At 48.4% G+C, this 19,410-nt stretch carries 20 protein-coding genes and 4 tRNA genes; 1 reads left to right on the top strand and 23 read right to left on the bottom strand.

What is annotated here, in order from left to right; genetic code table 11:
• Positions 1-508: 508 nt before the first annotated feature.
• The 23 genes from ACN0TT_RS08800 to orn form a co-directional block, all read right to left on the bottom strand.
• On the bottom strand, positions 509-1,078 hold the full coding sequence (locus ACN0TT_RS08800) for an anthranilate synthase component II (protein ID WP_417761776.1): 570 nt from the start codon (positions 1,076-1,078) through the stop codon (positions 509-511).
• A 72-nt stretch (positions 1,079-1,150) separates the two neighbouring features.
• Positions 1,151-1,825, bottom strand: coding sequence for a glutathione S-transferase N-terminal domain-containing protein (locus tag ACN0TT_RS08795; RefSeq protein ID WP_417761772.1), 675 nt, complete (start codon positions 1,823-1,825; stop codon positions 1,151-1,153).
• Entirely contained in the window at positions 1,825-2,232 is a 408-nt protein-coding gene (locus tag ACN0TT_RS08790) for a hypothetical protein (RefSeq protein ID WP_417761771.1), read from the bottom strand. The genes ACN0TT_RS08795 and ACN0TT_RS08790 overlap by 1 nt, the downstream gene beginning before the upstream one ends.
• A 168-nt stretch (positions 2,233-2,400) precedes the next feature.
• Positions 2,401-2,865: a ClpXP protease specificity-enhancing factor gene (locus ACN0TT_RS08785; protein ID WP_417761770.1), complete on the bottom strand. Its 465-nt coding sequence runs from the start codon at positions 2,863-2,865 to the stop codon at positions 2,401-2,403.
• On the bottom strand, positions 2,865-3,494 hold the full coding sequence (gene sspA, locus ACN0TT_RS08780; protein ID WP_417761769.1) for a stringent starvation protein SspA: 630 nt from the start codon (positions 3,492-3,494) through the stop codon (positions 2,865-2,867). Before sspA ends, ACN0TT_RS08785 begins: the two co-directional genes overlap by 1 nt.
• A gap of 98 nt (positions 3,495-3,592) precedes the next feature.
• Positions 3,593-4,306 (bottom strand): cytochrome c1, encoded by a 714-nt coding sequence (locus ACN0TT_RS08775; RefSeq protein WP_417761768.1) that lies wholly within the window; start codon positions 4,304-4,306, stop codon positions 3,593-3,595.
• Positions 4,303-5,517: a cytochrome b gene (locus tag ACN0TT_RS08770; protein ID WP_417761767.1), complete on the bottom strand. Its 1,215-nt coding sequence runs from the start codon at positions 5,515-5,517 to the stop codon at positions 4,303-4,305. Before ACN0TT_RS08770 ends, ACN0TT_RS08775 begins: the two co-directional genes overlap by 4 nt.
• Positions 5,517-6,104, bottom strand: a complete 588-nt coding sequence (gene petA, locus ACN0TT_RS08765) for a ubiquinol-cytochrome c reductase iron-sulfur subunit (RefSeq protein ID WP_417761766.1) — start codon at positions 6,102-6,104, stop codon at positions 5,517-5,519. The genes ACN0TT_RS08770 and petA overlap by 1 nt, the downstream gene beginning before the upstream one ends.
• Positions 6,105-6,291: 187 nt before the next feature.
• Positions 6,292-7,206 carry a protease modulator HflC gene (gene hflC, locus ACN0TT_RS08760; RefSeq protein ID WP_417761765.1) on the bottom strand — a complete coding sequence of 305 codons (915 nt, stop codon included), beginning with the start codon at positions 7,204-7,206 and terminating at the stop codon, positions 6,292-6,294.
• A 3-nt stretch (positions 7,207-7,209) separates the two neighbouring features.
• A complete protein-coding gene (gene hflK / locus ACN0TT_RS08755) occupies positions 7,210-8,373 on the bottom strand; it encodes an FtsH protease activity modulator HflK (protein ID WP_417761764.1) in 1,164 nt (387 codons plus the stop codon).
• A 32-nt stretch (positions 8,374-8,405) separates the two neighbouring features.
• Positions 8,406-9,725, bottom strand: a complete 1,320-nt coding sequence (gene hflX, locus ACN0TT_RS08750; RefSeq protein ID WP_417761763.1) for a ribosome rescue GTPase HflX — start codon at positions 9,723-9,725, stop codon at positions 8,406-8,408.
• Between the two features lie 23 nt (positions 9,726-9,748).
• Positions 9,749-10,027, bottom strand: coding sequence for an RNA chaperone Hfq (gene hfq / locus ACN0TT_RS08745; protein WP_238896560.1), 279 nt, complete (start codon positions 10,025-10,027; stop codon positions 9,749-9,751).
• An 83-nt stretch (positions 10,028-10,110) separates the two neighbouring features.
• Complete coding sequence (gene miaA, locus ACN0TT_RS08740; RefSeq protein WP_417761775.1) at positions 10,111-11,055, bottom strand: tRNA (adenosine(37)-N6)-dimethylallyltransferase MiaA; 945 nt, start codon at positions 11,053-11,055, stop codon at positions 10,111-10,113.
• The gene (mutL, locus tag ACN0TT_RS08735) at positions 11,034-12,851 is read right to left on the bottom strand and encodes a DNA mismatch repair endonuclease MutL (protein ID WP_417761762.1); all 1,818 of its coding nucleotides are present in this window, start codon (positions 12,849-12,851) and stop codon (positions 11,034-11,036) included. The genes miaA and mutL overlap by 22 nt, the downstream gene beginning before the upstream one ends.
• Before the next feature lie 7 nt (positions 12,852-12,858).
• The gene (locus ACN0TT_RS08730) at positions 12,859-14,190 is read right to left on the bottom strand and encodes an N-acetylmuramoyl-L-alanine amidase (RefSeq protein WP_417761761.1); all 1,332 of its coding nucleotides are present in this window, start codon (positions 14,188-14,190) and stop codon (positions 12,859-12,861) included.
• Positions 14,183-14,656 (bottom strand): tRNA (adenosine(37)-N6)-threonylcarbamoyltransferase complex ATPase subunit type 1 TsaE, encoded by a 474-nt coding sequence (tsaE, locus tag ACN0TT_RS08725; protein WP_417761760.1) that lies wholly within the window; start codon positions 14,654-14,656, stop codon positions 14,183-14,185. Before tsaE ends, ACN0TT_RS08730 begins: the two co-directional genes overlap by 8 nt.
• A gap of 34 nt (positions 14,657-14,690) precedes the next feature.
• On the bottom strand, positions 14,691-16,169 hold the full coding sequence (locus ACN0TT_RS08720; RefSeq protein WP_417761759.1) for an NAD(P)H-hydrate dehydratase: 1,479 nt from the start codon (positions 16,167-16,169) through the stop codon (positions 14,691-14,693).
• Between the two features lie 344 nt (positions 16,170-16,513).
• The gene (locus ACN0TT_RS08715; protein ID WP_417761758.1) at positions 16,514-16,969 is read right to left on the bottom strand and encodes a hypothetical protein; all 456 of its coding nucleotides are present in this window, start codon (positions 16,967-16,969) and stop codon (positions 16,514-16,516) included.
• A gap of 240 nt (positions 16,970-17,209) precedes the next feature.
• Positions 17,210-17,285 (bottom strand) — tRNA-Gly (locus ACN0TT_RS08710).
• 21 nt (positions 17,286-17,306) lie between these two features.
• Positions 17,307-17,382, bottom strand: a tRNA-Gly gene (locus ACN0TT_RS08705).
• Between the two features lie 22 nt (positions 17,383-17,404).
• Positions 17,405-17,480: transfer RNA gene (locus ACN0TT_RS08700), tRNA-Gly, on the bottom strand.
• Between the two features lie 21 nt (positions 17,481-17,501).
• A tRNA-Gly gene (locus tag ACN0TT_RS08695) sits at positions 17,502-17,577 on the bottom strand.
• Positions 17,578-17,680: 103 nt separating this feature from the next.
• Positions 17,681-18,226 (bottom strand): oligoribonuclease, encoded by a 546-nt coding sequence (gene orn / locus ACN0TT_RS08690; RefSeq protein WP_417761757.1) that lies wholly within the window; start codon positions 18,224-18,226, stop codon positions 17,681-17,683.
• Between the two features lie 100 nt (positions 18,227-18,326).
• Between orn and rsgA the strand changes: the two genes are divergently transcribed.
• A complete protein-coding gene (gene rsgA / locus ACN0TT_RS08685; protein ID WP_417761756.1) occupies positions 18,327-19,391 on the top strand; it encodes a small ribosomal subunit biogenesis GTPase RsgA in 1,065 nt (354 codons plus the stop codon).
• The last annotated feature ends 19 nt before the right edge of the window (positions 19,392-19,410 follow it).

Raw genomic sequence — 19,410 nt, 5'->3', positions numbered from 1 at the left:
ACACAAAGATCAACACTGCCTAGGGGCTGTTTATCTTTGCTGATTGTTTTTGCAGTAGACAGAGCGTGATTTAGGCAAGGCAGGTGATATGCCGTGTAGTTATTCTCCACAAATATCACCTAACGCTGAATAAATTGCGCTCTGTCACTGCCCGAAGGGTTCATTTAAACGCATCTTGAACTTTGTTGCCTCCAGTTTGCTTAGTTGACTAAGCGTCACTGGCTGCGCCTTGCTCATAATGTGTTTAATTTGAACAAAAATTAAACACTAAAGATAAACAGCCCCTAGGGTATAGAATTTGCGACAACAGCAATTTATACCACAGGCTAGACGATTTGCGGGGATGAGGCAGGTGAGAAACTTGTAAGAGCGTGTTAGGGGCTGTTAAACAACGTTGAACGTTGGGCAACTAACGGAGTCGAGTTAGAGTTAGGCCGTGCCGATAATATGCCATGCAGTCATGCGTCAACCATCGTGACTGATGTAGATTCCAGCGACGAGTCAGCGGCTACAGCGCCAGAAAGTTTTGCAATAACTGGTGACCCGCTTGGGTCAAAATCGATTCGGGATGAAACTGCACCCCATAAAGCTGCAACTCAACATGGCTCAACGCCATAATCTCATGGCCATGCAGCGGATCATCAAACCATGCATCTTCGACAAAGCCTTGCGGTAGTTGCTCCACTAGCAATGAATGGTAACGAGTGACGGTTAACGGATCAGGCAAATCATTAAAGAGTCGCTGACCGTTGTGGCGAATTTGCGAGGTTTTGCCATGCATCACCCGTTCGGCGCGCACCACATTGGCACCAAAGACTTGGGCAATGGCTTGGTGCCCAAGACACACCCCGAGGATCGGCAGTTTGCCGGCGTATTGTTCAATCGCGGCTAACGATATTCCCGCTTCGTTAGGGGTACATGGGCCAGGTGAAATCACCAGATGTGTCGGTTGTAATGCGGCAATATCGACCAGTGATAATTGATCATTACGTCGCACCAAAGGTTGCTGACCCAGTTGCTGAAAATATTGCACTAGGTTGTAGGTAAACGAATCGTAGTTATCAATCAGCAGCAACATAGTCGTGGCAATATCGGTTAGCAGAAAACGGCACGCATTGTATGCCATTCGGGTGGTGGAGCCAAACCAAGCTTAGTCCATTGGCAGCAACAACTGATATTCCGTACCCGTTGCTAACCAAAGCGGCCGTTTTTGCATGGCGTAAGTAAACCAAGGTTGTGCCAGACCATGTGCCAGCCACTGCTGTACGCGAGGCAATGGCGCGTTCGCAAACGCCGCACTATCGACCCATGCAAATTGCCGCACAAATGGCAGCAACAGCAAATCGACAAGGGTTAAACGCTCAAACAGAAAGTGCCCTGCGTGGCTAGCAAGTTGCTGCTCCAACGGCTGTAAACTCGTGATAGCGGCGGCAAAGTAAGATGCTTGTGATTGTTCAGGGAAACGATCGAAATATTTGTAGCGATCCAGCCAGTGTTTAAATTCACTATCGTTGCGCTCCAACTGCGCCATCATCCATTGATGTTCAATATCTGATAACGCTAGTAGGCGGTGCGGGTCACGCTGAGTCAACGCCCAAAGCGCGATATCAGCACTTTCATCAATCACCGTCCCATTAGGCAACAGCAGTACAGGCACAGTGCCTTTGGGCGAAATGGCTAACATCGCCTCCGGTTTGTGCTTGAGGACGATATCTCGCACATTCACCGCAATGCCACTGGCAATAATGGCTAAACGCGCGCGCATCGCATAAGGACAGCGGCGAAAGTTATACAGCAATGGCAACGGTTGCGCTAACTCTGACATTAGCCTTCCATTGATTTTAGCGAGCGGAGAAATAACCCAATACCACCGACCAGCAACACCAGAATGACGATCAGATCAAAGCTGCTCATATTCCGCAGATGAAAGTGGACCGATGCAATCACGCCGAAAATTAGCGCCACCAATGAGCCGCCAGCTAACAGCCAACCGAGCAAATTGCGGGCATTATAGAACACCATGCCGACACCCAAGATAAACGGGATCATAATCATGCCGCCGGTAATGCCCCACTGACTGCCCATCATACCCACGCCATATAAACGGGAGCCTAGGCCAAAACTGGAAGTCACGCTAATAGCATTCAGTAGCAGATAGCCACCACCACAAATCATCGCGAGTCCGAGAAAAAACTGCCCAATACCACCACTTGTGCCGCCTGCACCGTTCATATGTCTATCCTTTGATTAAAAAATGCTGCCGCATTCTACCCAACTGCGCGATAAGGAACAATCAAGCTTATAAATAGCACTACATCTATACTATTCAAACTGTCAATCAAGGATTTCAGATGTAAAAAAAACCAGTCCGAAGACTGGTTTTTTTGTGCTGCATCGCGATTATTTCACGACCGTCAAATGCGCGCGGCGCTTAGCCTTGTCGTCAGCACGCTTGGAAGTTGGCGCACTGAAGTCGGTCTTATCTTCCGAAGGCTCAGACTCTACAACGTTCAACATGGTTTCTTCGCCATCTTCAAGCAGATAAGCATCTTCCATATCAAACACAGTACCTGCACCATTTTCACGGGCATAGATAGCCACGATAGCTTGCATTGGCAAGATCAGTTGCTGTGGCACACCGCCAAAGCGGGCGCTGAATTCAACAAACTCATTGCCTAACTGTAAATTGCCCACCGCCGAAGGGGCGATGTTCAATACAATCTGCCCGTCTTTCACGTACTGCACTGGTACTTGCGTTCCAGTTACTGTGGCATCTACCACCAAATGTGGAGTGAGATTGTTATCCAGCAACCATTGGAAGTAAGCCTGCAGCAAATACGGGCGACTCGGCGTCATTCCTTTCATTACAGCCCCATGCGCATTTCGCGTTCAGCTTCAGTCAACGAAGCTTTGAACGACTCACGTTCAAATACTCGTGTCATGTAAGCTTTGATCTCTTTCGACGCTTTGCCTTCAAGCTCAATGCCTAAAGCGGGCAGACGCCACAACAGCGGACCAAAATAGCAATCAGCTAAACCAAACTCTTCGCTCATGAAGTACGGCATTTCAGCAAATACAGGTGAGATTGCCAGAATGCTTTCCAGCAACTCTTTACGCGCTTGATCAGCACGATCGCCTGTGCGAATACGCTCAACTAAGCTGTACCAGTCTTTCTCAATGCGGTGCATCATCAAGCGGGTTTGACCGCGAGATACAGGATACACTGGCATCAACGGTGGATGAGGGAAACGCTCATCCAGATATTCCATGATAATGCGGCTTTCATACAGCACTAATTCACGGTCAACCAGTGTTGGCACTGAGTTATAAGGATTCAGTTCGAGTAGATCTTCAGGCAAGTCATTAGGGTCTACCTGCAGCACATCCACTGTTACCCCTTTTTCAGCCAGTACAATACGAACCTGATGGCTGTACAAATCATCAGCCCCGGAAAACAGGGTCATAATAGAGCGTTTATTGGCAGCCAGAGCCATTGATCCCCTCCAGATTTCATAAAATAAACGCAAACTGCCAAGTGAAATACCTCAGTTCGCGCTCTTTGGATGCCGCATTTTAGCACTTTTTGACGGCTTTAGTGTACATCCTTCCAATATTCTTTCTTTAACAACCACGCCAGCAGGAAAAATAAACCTAAATAGCCCATTACCCACCAGCCGATTGCTTCACGTTTTGCTTTGACGGGATCGGCGGCGTAACTCAAATAAGCGGTGATATCTTTGGTCATAGCCGCATATTCGTCTGCCGTCATACTACCGTTTTGCGGCGCGCTTAAACTCTCAATTACCATTTTCCCGTCTTTTTCGACGAAGTTTGCCGTTGCGAGTCCCTGCTCGGACTGCAATACATGTGGCATGGCAGTATATGGCAGCAGGCGATTATTCACGCCGAACGGCCGCTTATCATCGCGATAGAACGAATTTAAGAAGGTATAAATCCAATCATCGCCACGGACACGGCTAACTAAGGTCAAATCTGGCGGCGCCATACCGAACCAGCGGCTTGCTTCCTCTTCACTCATGGCACTTTCAATCAGGCCATTCACTTTGGCATCGGTGAACATGTACTGCTGCAGTTCATCGGCAGACAGCTTCAAGTCATCGGCAACACGTTGGTAACGCTGAAAATGAGTGCTATGGCATGAAGCACAATGCATCTGAAAGGCTTTAAAGCCGCGCTGCTGTGCGGCGAGATCATCACTGTCGATATTGGCATGCTGCAACTCGACATCAGCAGCCACACTCCACAGCGGCAAGCAACAGCATAGCAAGGTAAGAAATCGTCTCATTTGAATGTCACCCTCGCTGGTACTGGCTTAGTGGGCTCACGTTTGCTATACCACCACAGGGCAATAAAGAAACCAAAATAGCCCAGGGTAAACACTCGAGAACACCATTTCAGTAGTGGGGTTTCCGGCAGTAATCCTAATACTCCAAGCGCAATAAAAGAGATAGCAAACTGCGCTAGGTTGAGGCGATGACCACGGCTACGATAACGCACGGATTTCACCTTGCAGCGATCCAACCATGGCAACAAAAATAACAAAGCAATCGACATGCCCATCACCACAATGCCCCCCAGCTTATCGGGAATCGCCCGCAGCATGGCGTAGAATGGTGTGAAATACCACACTGGCGAAATATGCTCGGGGGTCTTCATCGGATTGGCCGCCTCAAAGTTGGGGCTCTCAAGTAGCAAACCACCACCTTCCGGCATAAAAAAGACGAAGAAACAGAACACCATCAGGAAGCCAGCAATACCGACCATATCTTTCACGGTGTAGTAAGGATGAAACGGAATACCATCCAGCGGCCAACCATCTTCATCTTTGTACTTTTTAATCTCTACGCCATCGGGATTATTCGAGCCAACTTCGTGCAAAGCGATCAGGTGCAGGAAAATAAGCACCACCATGATCAGTGGTAAGGCGATCACATGCAGTGCGAAGAAGCGGTTTAACGTCGCCCCAGACACCACATAGTCACCACGGATCCACAAGGTCAAGTCATCACCAATCACTGGAATGGCACCAAACAGGGAGATGATCACCTGCGCGCCCCAGTAAGACATCTGTCCCCAAGGTAGCAGGTAACCCATAAAGGCTTCAGCCATTACCACTACAAAAATCAACATGCCAAAGATCCACAGCAACTCACGTGGCTTTTGATAAGAGCCGTACAGCAAGCCACGGAACATGTGCAGATAGATCACCGCAAAAAACGCCGAGGCCCCAGTGGAGTGCATGTAACGCAGCAACCAGCCATAGTCGACGTCACGCATTAAGTATTCAATTGATGCAAAAGCGCCGTCGGTGGTAGGCACATAACTCATGGTCAGCCACACGCCAGTGAGTAACTGGTTGAACAACACTAAAATAGCTAATGAACCAAACAGATACCAAATGTTGAAGTTTTTCGGGGCGGGATACTGACCAATATGACGCTTATAGGTAGCCGTCATTGGAATACGTTCATCGAGCCAGCGGATCAATCCTTTCATTAGCTTGGCTCCTGCTCAGTACCGATCTCCAACCGACCGTCGTCTAAGTAACGATGCGGCGGTATCACTAAATTAAGTGGCGCAGGCACGCCCTGAAACACTCGGCCAGCCATATCGAAGCCGGAGCCATGGCATGGGCAGAAAAAGCCGGAGGTCACCCCATCGACATGCTCAGCGAAATTATCAGGTTGGTAAGTTGGTGAGCAACCTAGGTGGGTGCAGATACCTACAGCAACGAAGATCTCAGGTCGAATTGAACGCCATGGATTTTTGGCATATTTAGGTTGTTGCGCTTCCTGCGATCGCGGATCGCGTAATCTGTCATCGTGGTCGCCAAGCGCTGCCAATGTCGCCGATGAGCGCTTAACCACCCAAATTGGCTGGCCACGCCACATCACTTTAATTAGCTGTCCCTCATCAAGCTTGCTGATATTCACCTCAACAGGCACTGCTGCAGTTTTCGCTTTAACACTGGGATTCCAAGATTTGATAAAAGGTAAAGTGGCAGTGACGATACCTGCTCCTCCCACTGCAATAGTAGTTATCGCTAGAATGCGTCTACGCCCGAGGTCTGCCGAACTGCTCATCCATTCATCTCCAGTGCTACACAACTTCAACTGTGCAGAGAGTGACTTAGCTTATATTTGGCTCGGCATTATAAGAAAATTTGCCTCAGAATTCATGGGGAAAGTGATAAAAATCACAGCATACTATGTGCAAAAACAAAAAAGCCCAGCAACAGCGGCTGGGCTTTTAGCAACAAGCTACCGCTTGTTATTTTGCGCCTTCTTTAAAGTATTTAAAGAATTCACTGTCTGGTGCTAACACCATCACGTCTGAGTGACCACTAAAACTTGCTTTGTAAGCATCTAAGCTACGTAAGAAGCTGTAAAACTCAGGATCTTTAGTGTAGGCATTGGCATAAATTTTTGCAGCAGTCGCATCACCTTGACCTTTAATAGCTTCAGCTTGACGACGCGCATTAGCCAGTGTCACCACGACGTTAGCATCGGTACGAGCGCGAATTGTTTCCGCTTCCTCTTTACCTTTCGCACGGTGTTCTTTCGCAACGGCTTGGCGTTCAGCACGCATACGTTGGAAGATACTGTTACTCACGTTGTTTGGCAGATTGATCTGTTTCACACGCACATCCACCACTTGAATACCAAGGTCTTGCGCACTCTTCGCAGCATTTTGCAGCGCTAGCCGTTGTAATTCATCGCGACTAGAACCTTCAGTATTACCGTCTTCGCTTATACCAGAAACGATCTCTTTAATCGTACGTTTACCAAACTCAGTACGTAGGTCACTGTTAATTTTACGTTGTAGCAATGCTTCCGCGTTAGATCTCAGACCACCGTTAGTTGAAAGATAGAACTTTTCATAGTCTTGAATACGCCACTTCACGTAAGAATCAACCATCAAGTCTTTCTTCTCAGAAGTAACGAAACGGTCAGCTGCACCGTCTAGGGTCTGAATACGCGCATCCAAATAACGAATTTTATCGATCATCGGGATTTTTACGTGTAAACCAGGCCCATAAACACGCGTAACAGGCTTACCGTCAACATTATCTTTCAGTACTTCACCAAAGCGTGACACGATGGCACGTTCGCCTTCTGTGACCACCATCAAAGATGACAACCCTACGCCAATGACAATGGCGATAATAATCAAAAGTGTTCTCATCGATTATTCTCCTCTCGCCTGACGTACACGCGCTTCACGCGGGATACGTCCATCATTTGCCGAATAGCTGTTCGAGCTGCTGCTTGATGAGCTATCAAGCGATGAACTGTTGTTGTACTGGGTCACCGGTACTTGACTATTGCTGTCGGCTTGCGACGCAGCAGCGCGTTTGTCCATCATTTTATCCAGCGGCAGGTACATCATATTGTTGCTGTTTTTGCTATCCACCAACACCTTATCTGTACTGCTGAACACCTCTTGCATTGCATCCATATACAAACGCTTACGAGTCACTTCTGGTGCCTGTTTATACTCAGGCAGTAACTTGTCAAAACGGGCTACCGCACCTTCGGCGTCTTGCACTACACGTTCTTTATAAGCACGTGCATCTTGGCTAATCCGTTGTACTTGACCACGCGCCTTAGGTTCGATTTCACGCTCATAAGCTTCCGCTTCACGAATAAAGCGCTGTTCGTCTTCCTGCGCAGAAATCGCATCGTCAAAGGCTTCTTTCACCTCTTCCGGCGGACGCGCTGGCAGAAAGTTAACATCCACAATGGTCAAACCTAATTTGTAAGGCTCAATAATACGCTCAATTTCCGACCAAGTGTTGTCACGAATTGTGGCACGGCCAGTCGTCAAAATGTCGTCCATACGTGAATGACCAACGACATAGCGCAAGGCACTATCCGTGGCTTCACTCAAGCTTGACTGTGGATCAACCGCACTAAACAGATAGTTATAGGCGTTGGTCACTTTGAACTGCACATCAAGCTCAACCTGCACTACATTTTCATCGGCAGTTAGCATACTGCCAGATGCAGGAATTGAACGAACAGTAGATATGTCTACTGGCAATACAGAATCAACAAAGGTAGCTTTCCAGTGCAAACCGGGGCCGACTTCACCAATGTGTTGGCCGAAGCGCATAACTACGCCACGCTGCGCTTCTTTAATGGTATAGAAGCCTGATAAGCCCCACACCACCAGCGCAATCACCACAACAATGGCAAGCGCACCATAGCTAAATCCGCTACCGCCACCTGAACCACCAAAGCGTTTCGACAGTTTACGAAACACTTCATCGACATCTGGTGGTCCCTTATCGTTTCCACCTTTATTTCCCCAAGGATCTTTACCCTTGTTACCGGGCTCATTCCAAGCCATTGAACACTCCATAACAGAATGAATACACAGGGTTATTGAATCATTGTATCCGTTTCATGATCGGCGGCAGTTTCCACTACAAAATTGTCCAACTCACCATCACTTTGTTTGACCATACGGTTCCAGTCTGGCTCTGGTAATTTCACATTCAGCAAACAGTTACCTTCATCATCATAGGACTGCTGTTGTATCGCCTCTAAACGGAAAAACTGACTGACATATTTACTGGCCGAAGCCGGTAACTTCAAATCAAGGTCAACAATATGCTGACCAATGAGTTGCTCGATCGCTTCTTGCAGCAGATCTAATCCTAATTGTTGCTGTGCTGACACCCAAACCCGAAAAGGCTTGCCTTCACCGTCAACATCAATTTTTGGCTGAGCTTCTTCGAGCAAATCAATCTTATTGCACACAATGAGTTGTGGAATATCGCCGGCATCAATATCTTGCAATACGTGCTGCACTTGGGCGAAGTTATCATCCATGTTGTCATCGGCACAATCGACCACATGTAACAACAGGTCAGCTTGTCGCGTCTCCTGCAGTGTGGCTTTAAATGCTGCGACCAATTCATGCGGCAGGTGGCGAATAAACCCCACAGTGTCTGCCAAAAATACCGATTGGTGCGCTAAGTCGAGTTTACGTAACGTTGGATCTAACGTTGCAAACAACTGATCCGCCGCGTAAACAGTAGAAGAGGTAAGGGTATTAAACAGCGTAGATTTACCCGCATTGGTATAACCCACTAACGATACCGTTGCCATATCGCTACGCTGACGCGCGCGACGACTCTGTTCACGTTGCTTATCGACTTTTTCAAGGCGTCGGTTAATGTACTTAATGCGGCCACGCAATAGTCGGCGGTCGGTCTCCAACTGGGTTTCCCCAGGACCACGTAGACCAATACCCCCTTTCTGGCGCTCAAGGTGAGTCCAACCACGAATCAAACGCGTCGACATATGACGAAGCTGCGCTAGCTCCACCTGTAGCTTCCCTTCGTGGGTTCGAGCACGCTGAGCGAAAATATCAAGAATTAACGTGGTGCGGTCAAGTACCCGGCAATGGCACAAGGCTTCCAAGTTACGTTCTTGCGCTGGCGACAAGGCATGGTTAAAAATCACCACGTTAGCTTCAGTTGCAGCGACTAACGCCGCAAGTTCCTCAGCTTTACCTGTGCCAACAAAATATTTGCGATCAGGCGTTTTACGACTTCCTGTTATAACACCTACTGAACGTGCCCCTGCTGATTCAACGAGCAGTTGCAACTCAAGGAGATCTTCTCTGCTGTCTTCATCGGAAAAATCCAGATGAACCAGAACGGCTGTCTCCCCCGCCTCATAGCGTTCAAACAAGAAGTGGACTCCTTAATAACCTTTTACTGTTCGCTGCTATCGTCTTGCTGGCCGTTATACCCAGCTTGACCGCCTTGATGACTTCCGCTGCCCATATTGAATGGACGCGAAGGTACCACTGTTGAGATAGCGTGTTTGTACACCATTTGACTGACGGTGTTTTTCAACAAAATAACAAATTGATCAAAAGACTCTACCTGTCCTTGTAATTTAATACCGTTCACTAGGTAGATAGAAACAGGAACGCGCTCACGGCGTAACGCATTCAAGAATGGGTCTTGTAATGATTGCCCCTTAGCCATTTTTATATCCTTTTTACTTTATATTAATCCAACAGTGACACTTTCTTATTTAGTTTTAGTATTATACAGCAAGGGCCATTAAGCTAGCGGCTTTGGTGTATCACCGTAACTAAATTACTTTTTTCACCGCTTTCGAGCCAATGTAACTCTGGCCACCCCCGCAACCATGTTAATTGACGCTTTGCCAATTGCCTAGTAGCAGCAATGGCTTTTTCTGTCATATTTTCACGGTCAAATTCACCGTCGAGATACTGCCAACACTGTCGATATCCAACACAACGCATCGACGGTAGCTCTAAGTGTAAATCATCTCTGGCGCGTAAACGCTCAACTTCTTCAATAAAACCGAGCGACAGCATCTGCTTGAATCGCTGAGCAATTCGCTCGTGTAGTACTTTTCTGTCACTTGGTGCAATGGCAAACTGCACCGTGTTATAGGGAAAGGCTGCTGCCTTTGTTTGCGTCAGTTCAGTCAGCGACTGCCCACTGATGCGAAAAACTTCCAACGCCCGCGATAAACGCTGCGGATCATTGGGATGAATTCTTGCGGCAGATACTGGGTCAATTTTGGCAAGCTGCTCATGCATCGCCTGCCAGCCCTTTGCTTCTGCTTCCGCTTGAATATCAGCGCGGATCTGCTCGTCTGCACTCGGCAAGGGAGATAACCCTTCTAACAGTGCTTTAAAGTACATCATCGTACCGCCGACCAATAACGGCGTTTTACCTTTGGCGATAATGGCGTCAATCTCAGCCAAACAATCGGCACGGAAATCTGCGGCAGAGTAGCTATCTTTTGGATCTCTAATATCAATCAAACGATGGGGAGCACGGGCCAATTCCGCCGCTGAAGGCTTGGCGGTACCAATATCCATCTCACGGTAAATGAGCGCCGAATCGACCGAAATAATCTCACAGTTGTGCTGTTCAGCTAAGGCGATCGCTAAATCGGTTTTACCTGATGCAGTAGGCCCCATGAGGGTGATTACGCTTGGCGTTTCTGAAACCGTCAATCTGATGTACTCATCCATTGTTGCCAAGGCAGCACCTTAACAAATTTCAATATTTGCTGCTGCAGTTCCGCATCAGCTTGAGAAAACTGTCGCCAAACTCTTGGAGCTGCGACATAACCTTTCGCATGTTGCTCTGCCATCCAAGCCGCCAGTTCGTGGGGACTGCGTTGTGCCACGGTCATCCAATCCAATAGCTCGGGTATCACTTGTGCTAACTGTGTCTCCCGAAGATATGGGGGCACTTTCTTAATTATCAACTGCCGCTGATGCGGGGTGAGTGATAAACCCAACTTTTCTAGCTGTGACGCTTGTTTCTGCAACAAAGCTTGCCATTCAGATTGCATTGCCACCGCCACGGGCATCAATAAGGGTTGCATCGACAAGCCTTGCGCCAATTTGGCTAAAACTTCGGCCTGCGTCAGTTGTTTGGCTACCTGCTTAACGGCTAACAAACTGAGCTGGTAACCGTCCACCAACACCCAAAAGTCACCATCGAGCAGTGGCGGCATATCCGTAACAGCGGACATTGCCATGTCAGGTTTTGCTTCATTCAGCGCCATTGGCGTACTGATTAACGCACCATAATTTCTGACGGCTGTACGTGACGGCGAACTAGCACCATATTGACGCCCAGCTGAACCGCTGTTGAACGAGCTTGGACTTGCATGGCTCGGACGATACTCACCAGTTTCATAGTCGATATCCGTATCGTGGTTAATCGCCGGAGAACGTTGGCTTTCAGGTGGGCGATGATAAGTAGGCTGGCTTAACTGCGACTTAATTGTTTGTGGCTCAACAGCTTGTTGGTCCACGGGTAGTGACCAACATTGTTCCAATGCGGAAGACAATCCCTGCAACACGAAATCATGCACCATACGCGCTTCGTGGAAGCGCACTTCATGCTTGGCTGGATGTACGTTGACATCCACTTGATGCGGGTCGAGCTGTAGCATCAACACGTAGCCTGGTTGGTCGACTTCGGTTTGCCCAGCAAAGGCTTGTTTCACCGCATGGGTGACTAAGCGATCACGCACATGGCGGCCATTCACATAAAAATAGTGGGCATCGACCAGTTCTTGCTGTATCGGTGACTGTAGATAACCACTAAGACGTAGCCCTTCATGCTCACAATTCACCGTGACCGCTTGCTCAGCAAAGGCACGGCCGCACACTTGTGTCAGACGTTGTAACAGCTGCGCCTCGGTATTCGCCGGACGATAGTTACGTACCTGCTTGCCATTATTTTTCAGCGTTAGGTGGATTTCTGGACGGGCGATCGCGATGCGCTTGAGCCATTCATCGATGTGGGTAAATTCGGTTTTATCGCTTTTAAGAAACCGTCGCCGCGCCGGTGTATTAAAAAACAGATCAGCCACTTCAATGGTTGTGCCTTGCGGATGCGCAGCGGGCATGACTTTCACCGCCATCTCTGAGCCTTCGGCATAGGCGAGCCATGCTTCGCTCTGGTCTGCAGTCTTTGAGGTGAGCGTCAAACGCGATACGGAACTGATACTCGCTAACGCTTCGCCACGGAAACCAAAGCTTAAAATCGCTTCCAAGTCATCAATACAGCCTAACTTAGAGGTGGCGTGACGCGACAATGCTAACGCCAGTTCATCTTTGGCGATACCACCGCCGTTGTCTTGAATGCGAATGAGTTTAGCGCCGCCTTTATCGATCTCGATATCCACGCGGGTAGCTCCAGCGTCGAGACTGTTTTCTACCAGCTCTTTAACTACGGAGGCGGGGCGTTCGACGACTTCCCCTGCCGCAATCTGGTTAGCAAGTTGCGGCGGTAATATACGAATTGCCATGCCGACCTCAGGCTCTTGGAATGATGAGTTTTTGGCCAATGCGCACGACATCGGACTTTAATCCATTGGCCTTTTTGATGGCACTAATCGACACATTGTAGCGTGCCGAAATGACCGACAGTGACTCACCGCTCGCTACTTTGTGTGTCACCGATGAATGCTTAGCGAGTAACGTACCTTCGGGCGGGTAACTTTGATAATAATGCAAAATACCGTTAAATATCGCGCCAGCAACCTGCTGTTGATGGGCCGAGCTACGCAGTAATTTCTCTTCTCGTGGGTTAGAAATATACCCAGTTTCCACCAATAATGACGGAATATCAGGTGATTTCAGTACCGCCAAACTCGCATACTCTGGGCGGCTTTTATGCAGTTTGGTCACTTGACCGAGTTGATTGAGTACATTACTGGCGACCCGATAGCCAGCAGAGCGTGAATTATCCATCGACATGTCAATCAGCGTTCGCATCAAATACTGTTCACTATCAGTGTTTTGTACAATTTCACCGACACCACCAAGCAACTGAGACACTTGATCGCCTTGCTCCAAGATGCGACCCATCTCTGAATTAGCTCGTCGATTTGACAATACCCAAACCGAGGCACCACTCGGTTGTGGCGAGGTAAACGCGTCAGCGTGAACCGAGACTAATAAATCTGCTTTCGCTTGGCGGGCCAACTCAGAGCGGCGATTCAAATTAACGAAATAATCACCTTTGCGGATCATGATCGCCGTAATGCCATCAACCGCATTTAATTTATCCGCCAATTTTTGCGCAATGGCAAAAGCGACCCCTTTTTCATAGGTGCCAGACGGCCCAATAGAACCGGGATCATCACCACCGTGCCCTGCATCAACCGCAATAATAATGTCGCGGTCAGTGGTTTGACTACGATCAGAATCCTGCTTCACCGTGCTTTGACTGGTTCGGCCTTGTTCAAAATCCACCACCAAACGATCACCATAAGGTCCAGTAGGAGGTAGAGAGAATAGACTTGCTGTCGCGGCCTGTTTGAGATCGACCACTAATCTTAGAGTAGATTTTTTTGGGGGCTTGCTCAGCCGCACCCGCTTAACCAATGGGCTATCGTTAAGCTTAGTGAGGTTGAGTTTTTTACCTTGCACTGTGTCAGCTAAATCAATCACTAACCGCTGTGGATTACTCAGGGTAAACGACTCATAAGCAGGTTTATCACCAAGATCGAATACCACCCGCGTAGAATCTGGTGCGGCCCATATACGGACGCTATTTAGGGTATTGGCTGCCAAAGCTGCCGTGCTGATACAGGACAGCAGCAGCGCAATGGCATAAAACGAGATGTTATTAGTTTTAGGCATTGTTATGTATGTTATCTAATAGCACCTTGCCAGCAGGAGACGAGGCTTCTAGGGTAATTTCTCTGCCAGTATTAACATATTTAATATGTAAATGTATATCAGCAGGCGGTAAGCAACCGTGTCCTTGCTCCGGCCACTCAACCAAACATAAGCTGCGATCAGAGAAATAGTCACGAATACCCATAAATTCTAACTCTTCTGGGTCGCTTAATCGATACAGATCAAAGTGATACACATCGAGTTCTGGCAGTTCGTACGGTTCCACCAGTGTATAAGTCGGACTCTTAACCGCGCCTTGATGCCCTAAAGCTTGAATCAAACCGCGACTAAAGGTGGTCTTGCCAGCGCCGAGTTCCCCCGTAAGATAAATCACTAATGGTGCCTTAATTGCCGCGGCTAATTGGCGCCCCAGCGCGACGGTGGCAGTTTCATCTTTTAGCTGCAGAACACGTATTTCACTCGACATTTATTTACATCCATAGTGGCAGCTATTGTGCCAGTTACACAGTATTGACCAGTCGGCGGATCCACGGGAACAGATCGCTGGCTAACATGCCCCGTTCACCGTCCATCGCTGCTTTATCAGCAGCTTCGCCATGAATAATGACCCCGGCAACAGTGGCTTGTGTATGCGTGAGCCCCTGCGCCATCAGCGCGCCGATTATACCAGATAACACATCACCGCACCCACCACTGGCGAGCCCAGGATTACCCACTGGCGCCACATACAATGTTTCACCATCATAGATGAGCGTACCCGCCCCTTTAAGTAGCACCACACCACCATAACGTTGCTGCAGTGATTTCACGGCGGCAAAGCGATCGGCTTCAATCGCTTTAGTGTCGCTAGCGAGCAGGCGAGACGCTTCGCCAGGATGTGGCGTTAGCACCCAATGAGCGTCGCGCCGAGGTTCATCACTCAGCAAGTTGAGTGCATCAGCATCTACCACCACCGGCTTTTCACTCAATGCCACTGCTTTAAACAAGTTGTAACCCCAATCATGTTTACCCAGCCCCGGCCCCAGCACTAACACATCAGCCCAACCGAGACGGGAATAGACTTCCATATCAACCAATTCGCAGCCCCAAAACATCAACTCAGCGCGGTGAGCATTGACCAACAATTGATGTTCAGGCCGACTTAACACCGTGACTAAACCAGCCCCTGTGCGTAAGCAGGCTTCACTGGCGAGACAGATCGCTCCAGCCATTCCTACATCGCCACCAATCAGCGTGACTCGACCATTGCTGCCTTTGTGAGCATTACGCGCTCTGGCAGGCAACACCTTCGACAGATAGTCCCGCCCCACCCGTTGCACACTGCTGGTAGGCAAAAACTCGCTAAGCCCCAGTTCGGCAAATGCCAGCTCACCAGTGCAATTGCGCGCTTCGCCCGTCAATAGGCCTTGCTTCATCGCGCCCATACATAACGTCATGTTGGCACTAACGGCAGTGCCCGCCATGGCGCCAGTATCGGCATTGATGCCTGAGGGGAGATCTAGACTCAGAACCCATGCATTAGCCGCGTTAATCGCAGCCACAACAGCGGCGCAGTTTGGCCGTAGCTCGCCAGTAACGCCAGTGCCGAGTAAGCCATCGACCACCAGATCGTACTGATTAACCTTTGGCAGCTGCTCGATAGCACAATAGTCATGTTGCTGCAGTAGCTGCCATGCTTGCTGCCACTCATCACTGGCTTTGCTAGCAGGCAAAATAAATAAATCGGCACTGATGCCGCGTTGACGCAGCCAAAAATAACAGATCAGTGCATCAGCACCATTATTGCCCTGCCCCGCTACGACTAACACGCGCGAATCGGCCGCTACCTGTGGCTGCAACGCATCACAGGCCGCTAATCCGGCGCGCTCAACTAAGGCATATAACGGTTGTTGATAATGTTCAGCCCAGTCCAGTTCGGCTTGACGCACTTGTGTGGTGAGATATAACGCACTGGGCAGATGTGACAAATTCTGGGCCATATTGGCTCCTTTGTTACTAGCCATTGCAGCATGAAACCATGCCACTGCTATCACGAAAATCGATCGAAGTTAACACGGCAGATTAGCAAGTTTATTGAGCAATGTTTATGACGTATATCATTTGAGCAGTTAATCATATTACTGATGGGAAACACAAAAAAGCCCAGCAAAGCTGGGCAAATTGACTGACATATCTGGAGACTTAATCAATGAAAGCGCGCATAAGTCTCGTGCGTGAGCTACGTTATCATACTGCTTTCAGAGGCAAGTCGCTGTTGGCGGCGTTGAACCGCAACCACCTACAGCTCCAGAGCACCGCAACGGCTTGCGCACTTTCTTTGCAACTAAATATCTTCCATCCGCATGGTGCTATGCACTAAACGTTGCTGATGGATTTTCTGCACTCGCACCAGATCTTCCAGAGCGCTTTTCACTTCTGCCGATGAAGAAGAGTTGGCAGTTTTTTCCAACAGGCCGATCAGTAAATTATCGAGTTCAAGATGCAGTTCTAACACATCGTCTTCGGTCATTGATGCTGGCAACATGGTGTTTTGGCAGTGTGTTTTGAAGTCTTCAAACACAAAGTCTTTGTACCAGCTTTCAAGCACACGCTTAGGTGCGGCATCAATATAATCTTCTAAATGACGAGCTACGCCTTTTTGATGTTGTTCAAAATAATCTAATAACATCTTGGTGCGAGTAGAGTCGGCTTGGTCGTTCAATCTATGGTACAACTGAGCCATGTCGAGATGACATTCGGCAACAAAATCGAGTAGTTCACGCAGTTGTTGGATACGCATTCGGCACCCTCCATATTGGCAGCGGTAATTGCTGTAGATGCAGTTATTCTGTGTCCATTATGTAAGTTACTGCCGTGGGAATACATGACGGCGGTCATATTTTGCTGGTCAAAATAACCACTATATTAGAGAAGACGCAAGAAACTAGCGACAGATCACGAAATCACAAGGTCAATCAATGCGACTGAATTACCGATAAAAATAGAAATTTATGAGGAAAAAGAAAGCTAGGTAAGCAATTGGAGCGACATATCGGGTTCGAACCGATGACCTATACCTTGGCAAGGTATCGCTCTACCAACTGAGCTAATGTCGCATTTCAATTTGATGCGATGATTGGAGCGACATATCGGGTTCGAACCGATGACCTATACCTTGGCAAGGTATCGCTCTACCAACTGAGCTAATGTCGCAATCATCCAAATTCAGCAGTATTGGAGCGACATATCGGGTTCGAACCGATGACCTATACCTTGGCAAGGTATCGCTCTACCAACTGAGCTAATGTCGCATTTCAATTTGATGCGATGATTGGAGCGACATATCGGGTTCGAACCGATGACCTATACCTTGGCAAGGTATCGCTCTACCAACTGAGCTAATGTCGCATTCCGCTCTTCAATGCTTAGATGAAGCAGTGAAGGTGAGGCCGCATTATATGGAAATTTTATTGGCCTGCAACCCCATTGTGCATTTTTACGGGTTAAATGCTCAAATTTTAAATACCCGCTCGCGATAGAACTGCAATTCAGCAACAGATTCGCGAATGTCGTCCAGCGCTTGGTGCGTATTTTTCTTTTGAAAATCTTGCAGTAACTCTGGTTGCCAACGACGTACTAACTCTTTAATAGTGCTGACATCCAGATTGCGATAGTGGAAGTAATCTTCCAATTTAGGCATGTACTTGTTTAAGAAACGGCGATCTTGCCCGATGCTGTTACCACACATAGGTGACTTGCCTTGAGGCACATATTGCTCGAGAAATGCGATAGTTTCACGAATAGCATCGTCTTCTGAGTGCTTACTAGCGCGTACACGGTCAATCAAACCAGAAGCGCCATGATGCTGTTGGTTCCAGTCATCCATAGCGGCCAACGTGGCATCACTTTGATGAATTGCAATCACTGGCCCTTCGGCCAAAATGTTCAACTCTTTATCGGTCACAATTGTGGCTATTTCAATAATGCGATCTGTGGCAGGCTCTAAGCCGGTCATTTCCAAATCGACCCAAATCAGATTTTCAGCATTGGCAGCCATGTGTGTTAATACTCCAGCAATCGCCCAATCAGGCTTTTTTATTCAATAGCGTGTATTATAGGGCCTTTGACCCAGAATCCGCATGATCTTACAGGTTTAAGTGAGCAAAAAGAAACCCCTGAGCCGAGGCCAGCTGCGCCGCATGAAGGCTAACCACCAAAAGCGGCTTGAACGCCGTCAACAACCTGCCGAGCAGGAGGTTGAATTATCCGAGAGCAATCTAGGCCCTGAACAAGAGGGCGTAGTGATCTCCCGCTTTGGCCAACATGTGGACATAGAAACTGCAGATAGCGACATCGTTCGCTGTAATATCCGCCGTACTATTGGCAGTCTCGTCACTGGCGATAAAGTCGTGCTGCGGCTCGCCACTGAAAATCAATCCGCCATCGGTGGCGTAGTGGAAGCGGTGCATCCGCGCCAGTCATCACTTACCCGTCCAGACTTATATGATGGTGTTAAAGTTGTTGCCGCCAACATCGATCAGATTTTGATTGTCTCTTCCGTACTGCCAGAATTTACCACGCAGATCATCGATCGCTATTTAGTGGCCAGCGAAGACACCGATATTCCGCCAATCATTGTGCTGAACAAAATTGACCTATTAGATGACAGCAACCGCGATGAGATTGAAGCGGCGCTGCAGCGTTACCGCAATATCGGTTATCAAGTGTTGTGTGTCAGCAGTAAAACCGCCGATGGCCTTGATGAACTGCGACAAACCTTGGCCGATAAGACCAGCATTTTTGCTGGCCAATCTGGTGTAGGTAAATCATCGTTGATCAATGCGCTCATGCCACATGCTGAGCTACAAACGGGTGAAGTCTCTGATAACTCAGGGTTGGGTCAGCATACCACCACCACCTCTAAGCTGATGCATTTTGCTGACGGCGGCAAATTGATCGACTCTCCCGGAGTGCGGGAATTTGCCTTGTGGCACCTGCCCGCCGATCGTGTCGGTTGGTGCTTTATCGAATTTCGTGACTATCTTGGTGGCTGCAAATTCCGTGACTGTAAACATCTGGATGACCCAGGTTGCCAATTACGGGAAGCGGTAGAAGCTGGCAAGATTGCCCAAGACCGCTTCAACAATTACCACAAAATTATCGCCAGTTTAGGCGAACAACGTCACGCCCGTTATTTCCGCGCGGGTATTGATGATATCTAACGATAACAAGGGATTTATA

It is taken from the genome of Shewanella sp. (assembly GCF_048265805.1).
Taxonomy (GTDB): domain Bacteria; phylum Pseudomonadota; class Gammaproteobacteria; order Enterobacterales; family Shewanellaceae; genus Shewanella.
The sequence above is the reverse complement of the archived record's forward strand: the minus strand, read 5'-3'. Positions and strand labels throughout refer to the sequence as shown.

Excerpts from the sequence above, each read along its gene's own strand:
- ACN0TT_RS08800 (WP_417761776.1), bottom strand. The coding sequence starts at position 1,078 with ATGTTGCTGCTGATTGATAACTACGATTCGTTTACCTACAACCTAGTG.
- ACN0TT_RS08795 (WP_417761772.1), bottom strand. The coding sequence starts at position 1,825 with ATGTCAGAGTTAGCGCAACCGTTGCCATTGCTGTATAACTTTCGCCGC.
- ACN0TT_RS08790 (WP_417761771.1), bottom strand. The coding sequence starts at position 2,232 with ATGAACGGTGCAGGCGGCACAAGTGGTGGTATTGGGCAGTTTTTTCTC.
- ACN0TT_RS08785 (WP_417761770.1), bottom strand. The coding sequence starts at position 2,865 with ATGAAAGGAATGACGCCGAGTCGCCCGTATTTGCTGCAGGCTTACTTC.
- sspA (WP_417761769.1), bottom strand. The coding sequence starts at position 3,494 with ATGGCTCTGGCTGCCAATAAACGCTCTATTATGACCCTGTTTTCCGGG.
- ACN0TT_RS08775 (WP_417761768.1), bottom strand. The coding sequence starts at position 4,306 with ATGAGACGATTTCTTACCTTGCTATGCTGTTGCTTGCCGCTGTGGAGT.
- ACN0TT_RS08770 (WP_417761767.1), bottom strand. The coding sequence starts at position 5,517 with ATGAAAGGATTGATCCGCTGGCTCGATGAACGTATTCCAATGACGGCT.
- petA (WP_417761766.1), bottom strand. The coding sequence starts at position 6,104 with ATGAGCAGTTCGGCAGACCTCGGGCGTAGACGCATTCTAGCGATAACT.
- hflC (WP_417761765.1), bottom strand. The coding sequence starts at position 7,206 with ATGAGAACACTTTTGATTATTATCGCCATTGTCATTGGCGTAGGGTTG.
- hflK (WP_417761764.1), bottom strand. The coding sequence starts at position 8,373 with ATGGCTTGGAATGAGCCCGGTAACAAGGGTAAAGATCCTTGGGGAAAT.
- hfq (WP_238896560.1), bottom strand. The coding sequence starts at position 10,027 with ATGGCTAAGGGGCAATCATTACAAGACCCATTCTTGAATGCGTTACGC.
- miaA (WP_417761775.1), bottom strand. The coding sequence starts at position 11,055 with ATGGATGAGTACATCAGATTGACGGTTTCAGAAACGCCAAGCGTAATC.
- mutL (WP_417761762.1), bottom strand. The coding sequence starts at position 12,851 with ATGGCAATTCGTATATTACCGCCGCAACTTGCTAACCAGATTGCGGCA.
- ACN0TT_RS08730 (WP_417761761.1), bottom strand. The coding sequence starts at position 14,190 with ATGCCTAAAACTAATAACATCTCGTTTTATGCCATTGCGCTGCTGCTG.
- tsaE (WP_417761760.1), bottom strand. The coding sequence starts at position 14,656 with ATGTCGAGTGAAATACGTGTTCTGCAGCTAAAAGATGAAACTGCCACC.
- ACN0TT_RS08720 (WP_417761759.1), bottom strand. The coding sequence starts at position 16,169 with ATGGCCCAGAATTTGTCACATCTGCCCAGTGCGTTATATCTCACCACA.
- ACN0TT_RS08715 (WP_417761758.1), bottom strand. The coding sequence starts at position 16,969 with ATGCGTATCCAACAACTGCGTGAACTACTCGATTTTGTTGCCGAATGT.
- orn (WP_417761757.1), bottom strand. The coding sequence starts at position 18,226 with ATGGCTGCCAATGCTGAAAATCTGATTTGGGTCGATTTGGAAATGACC.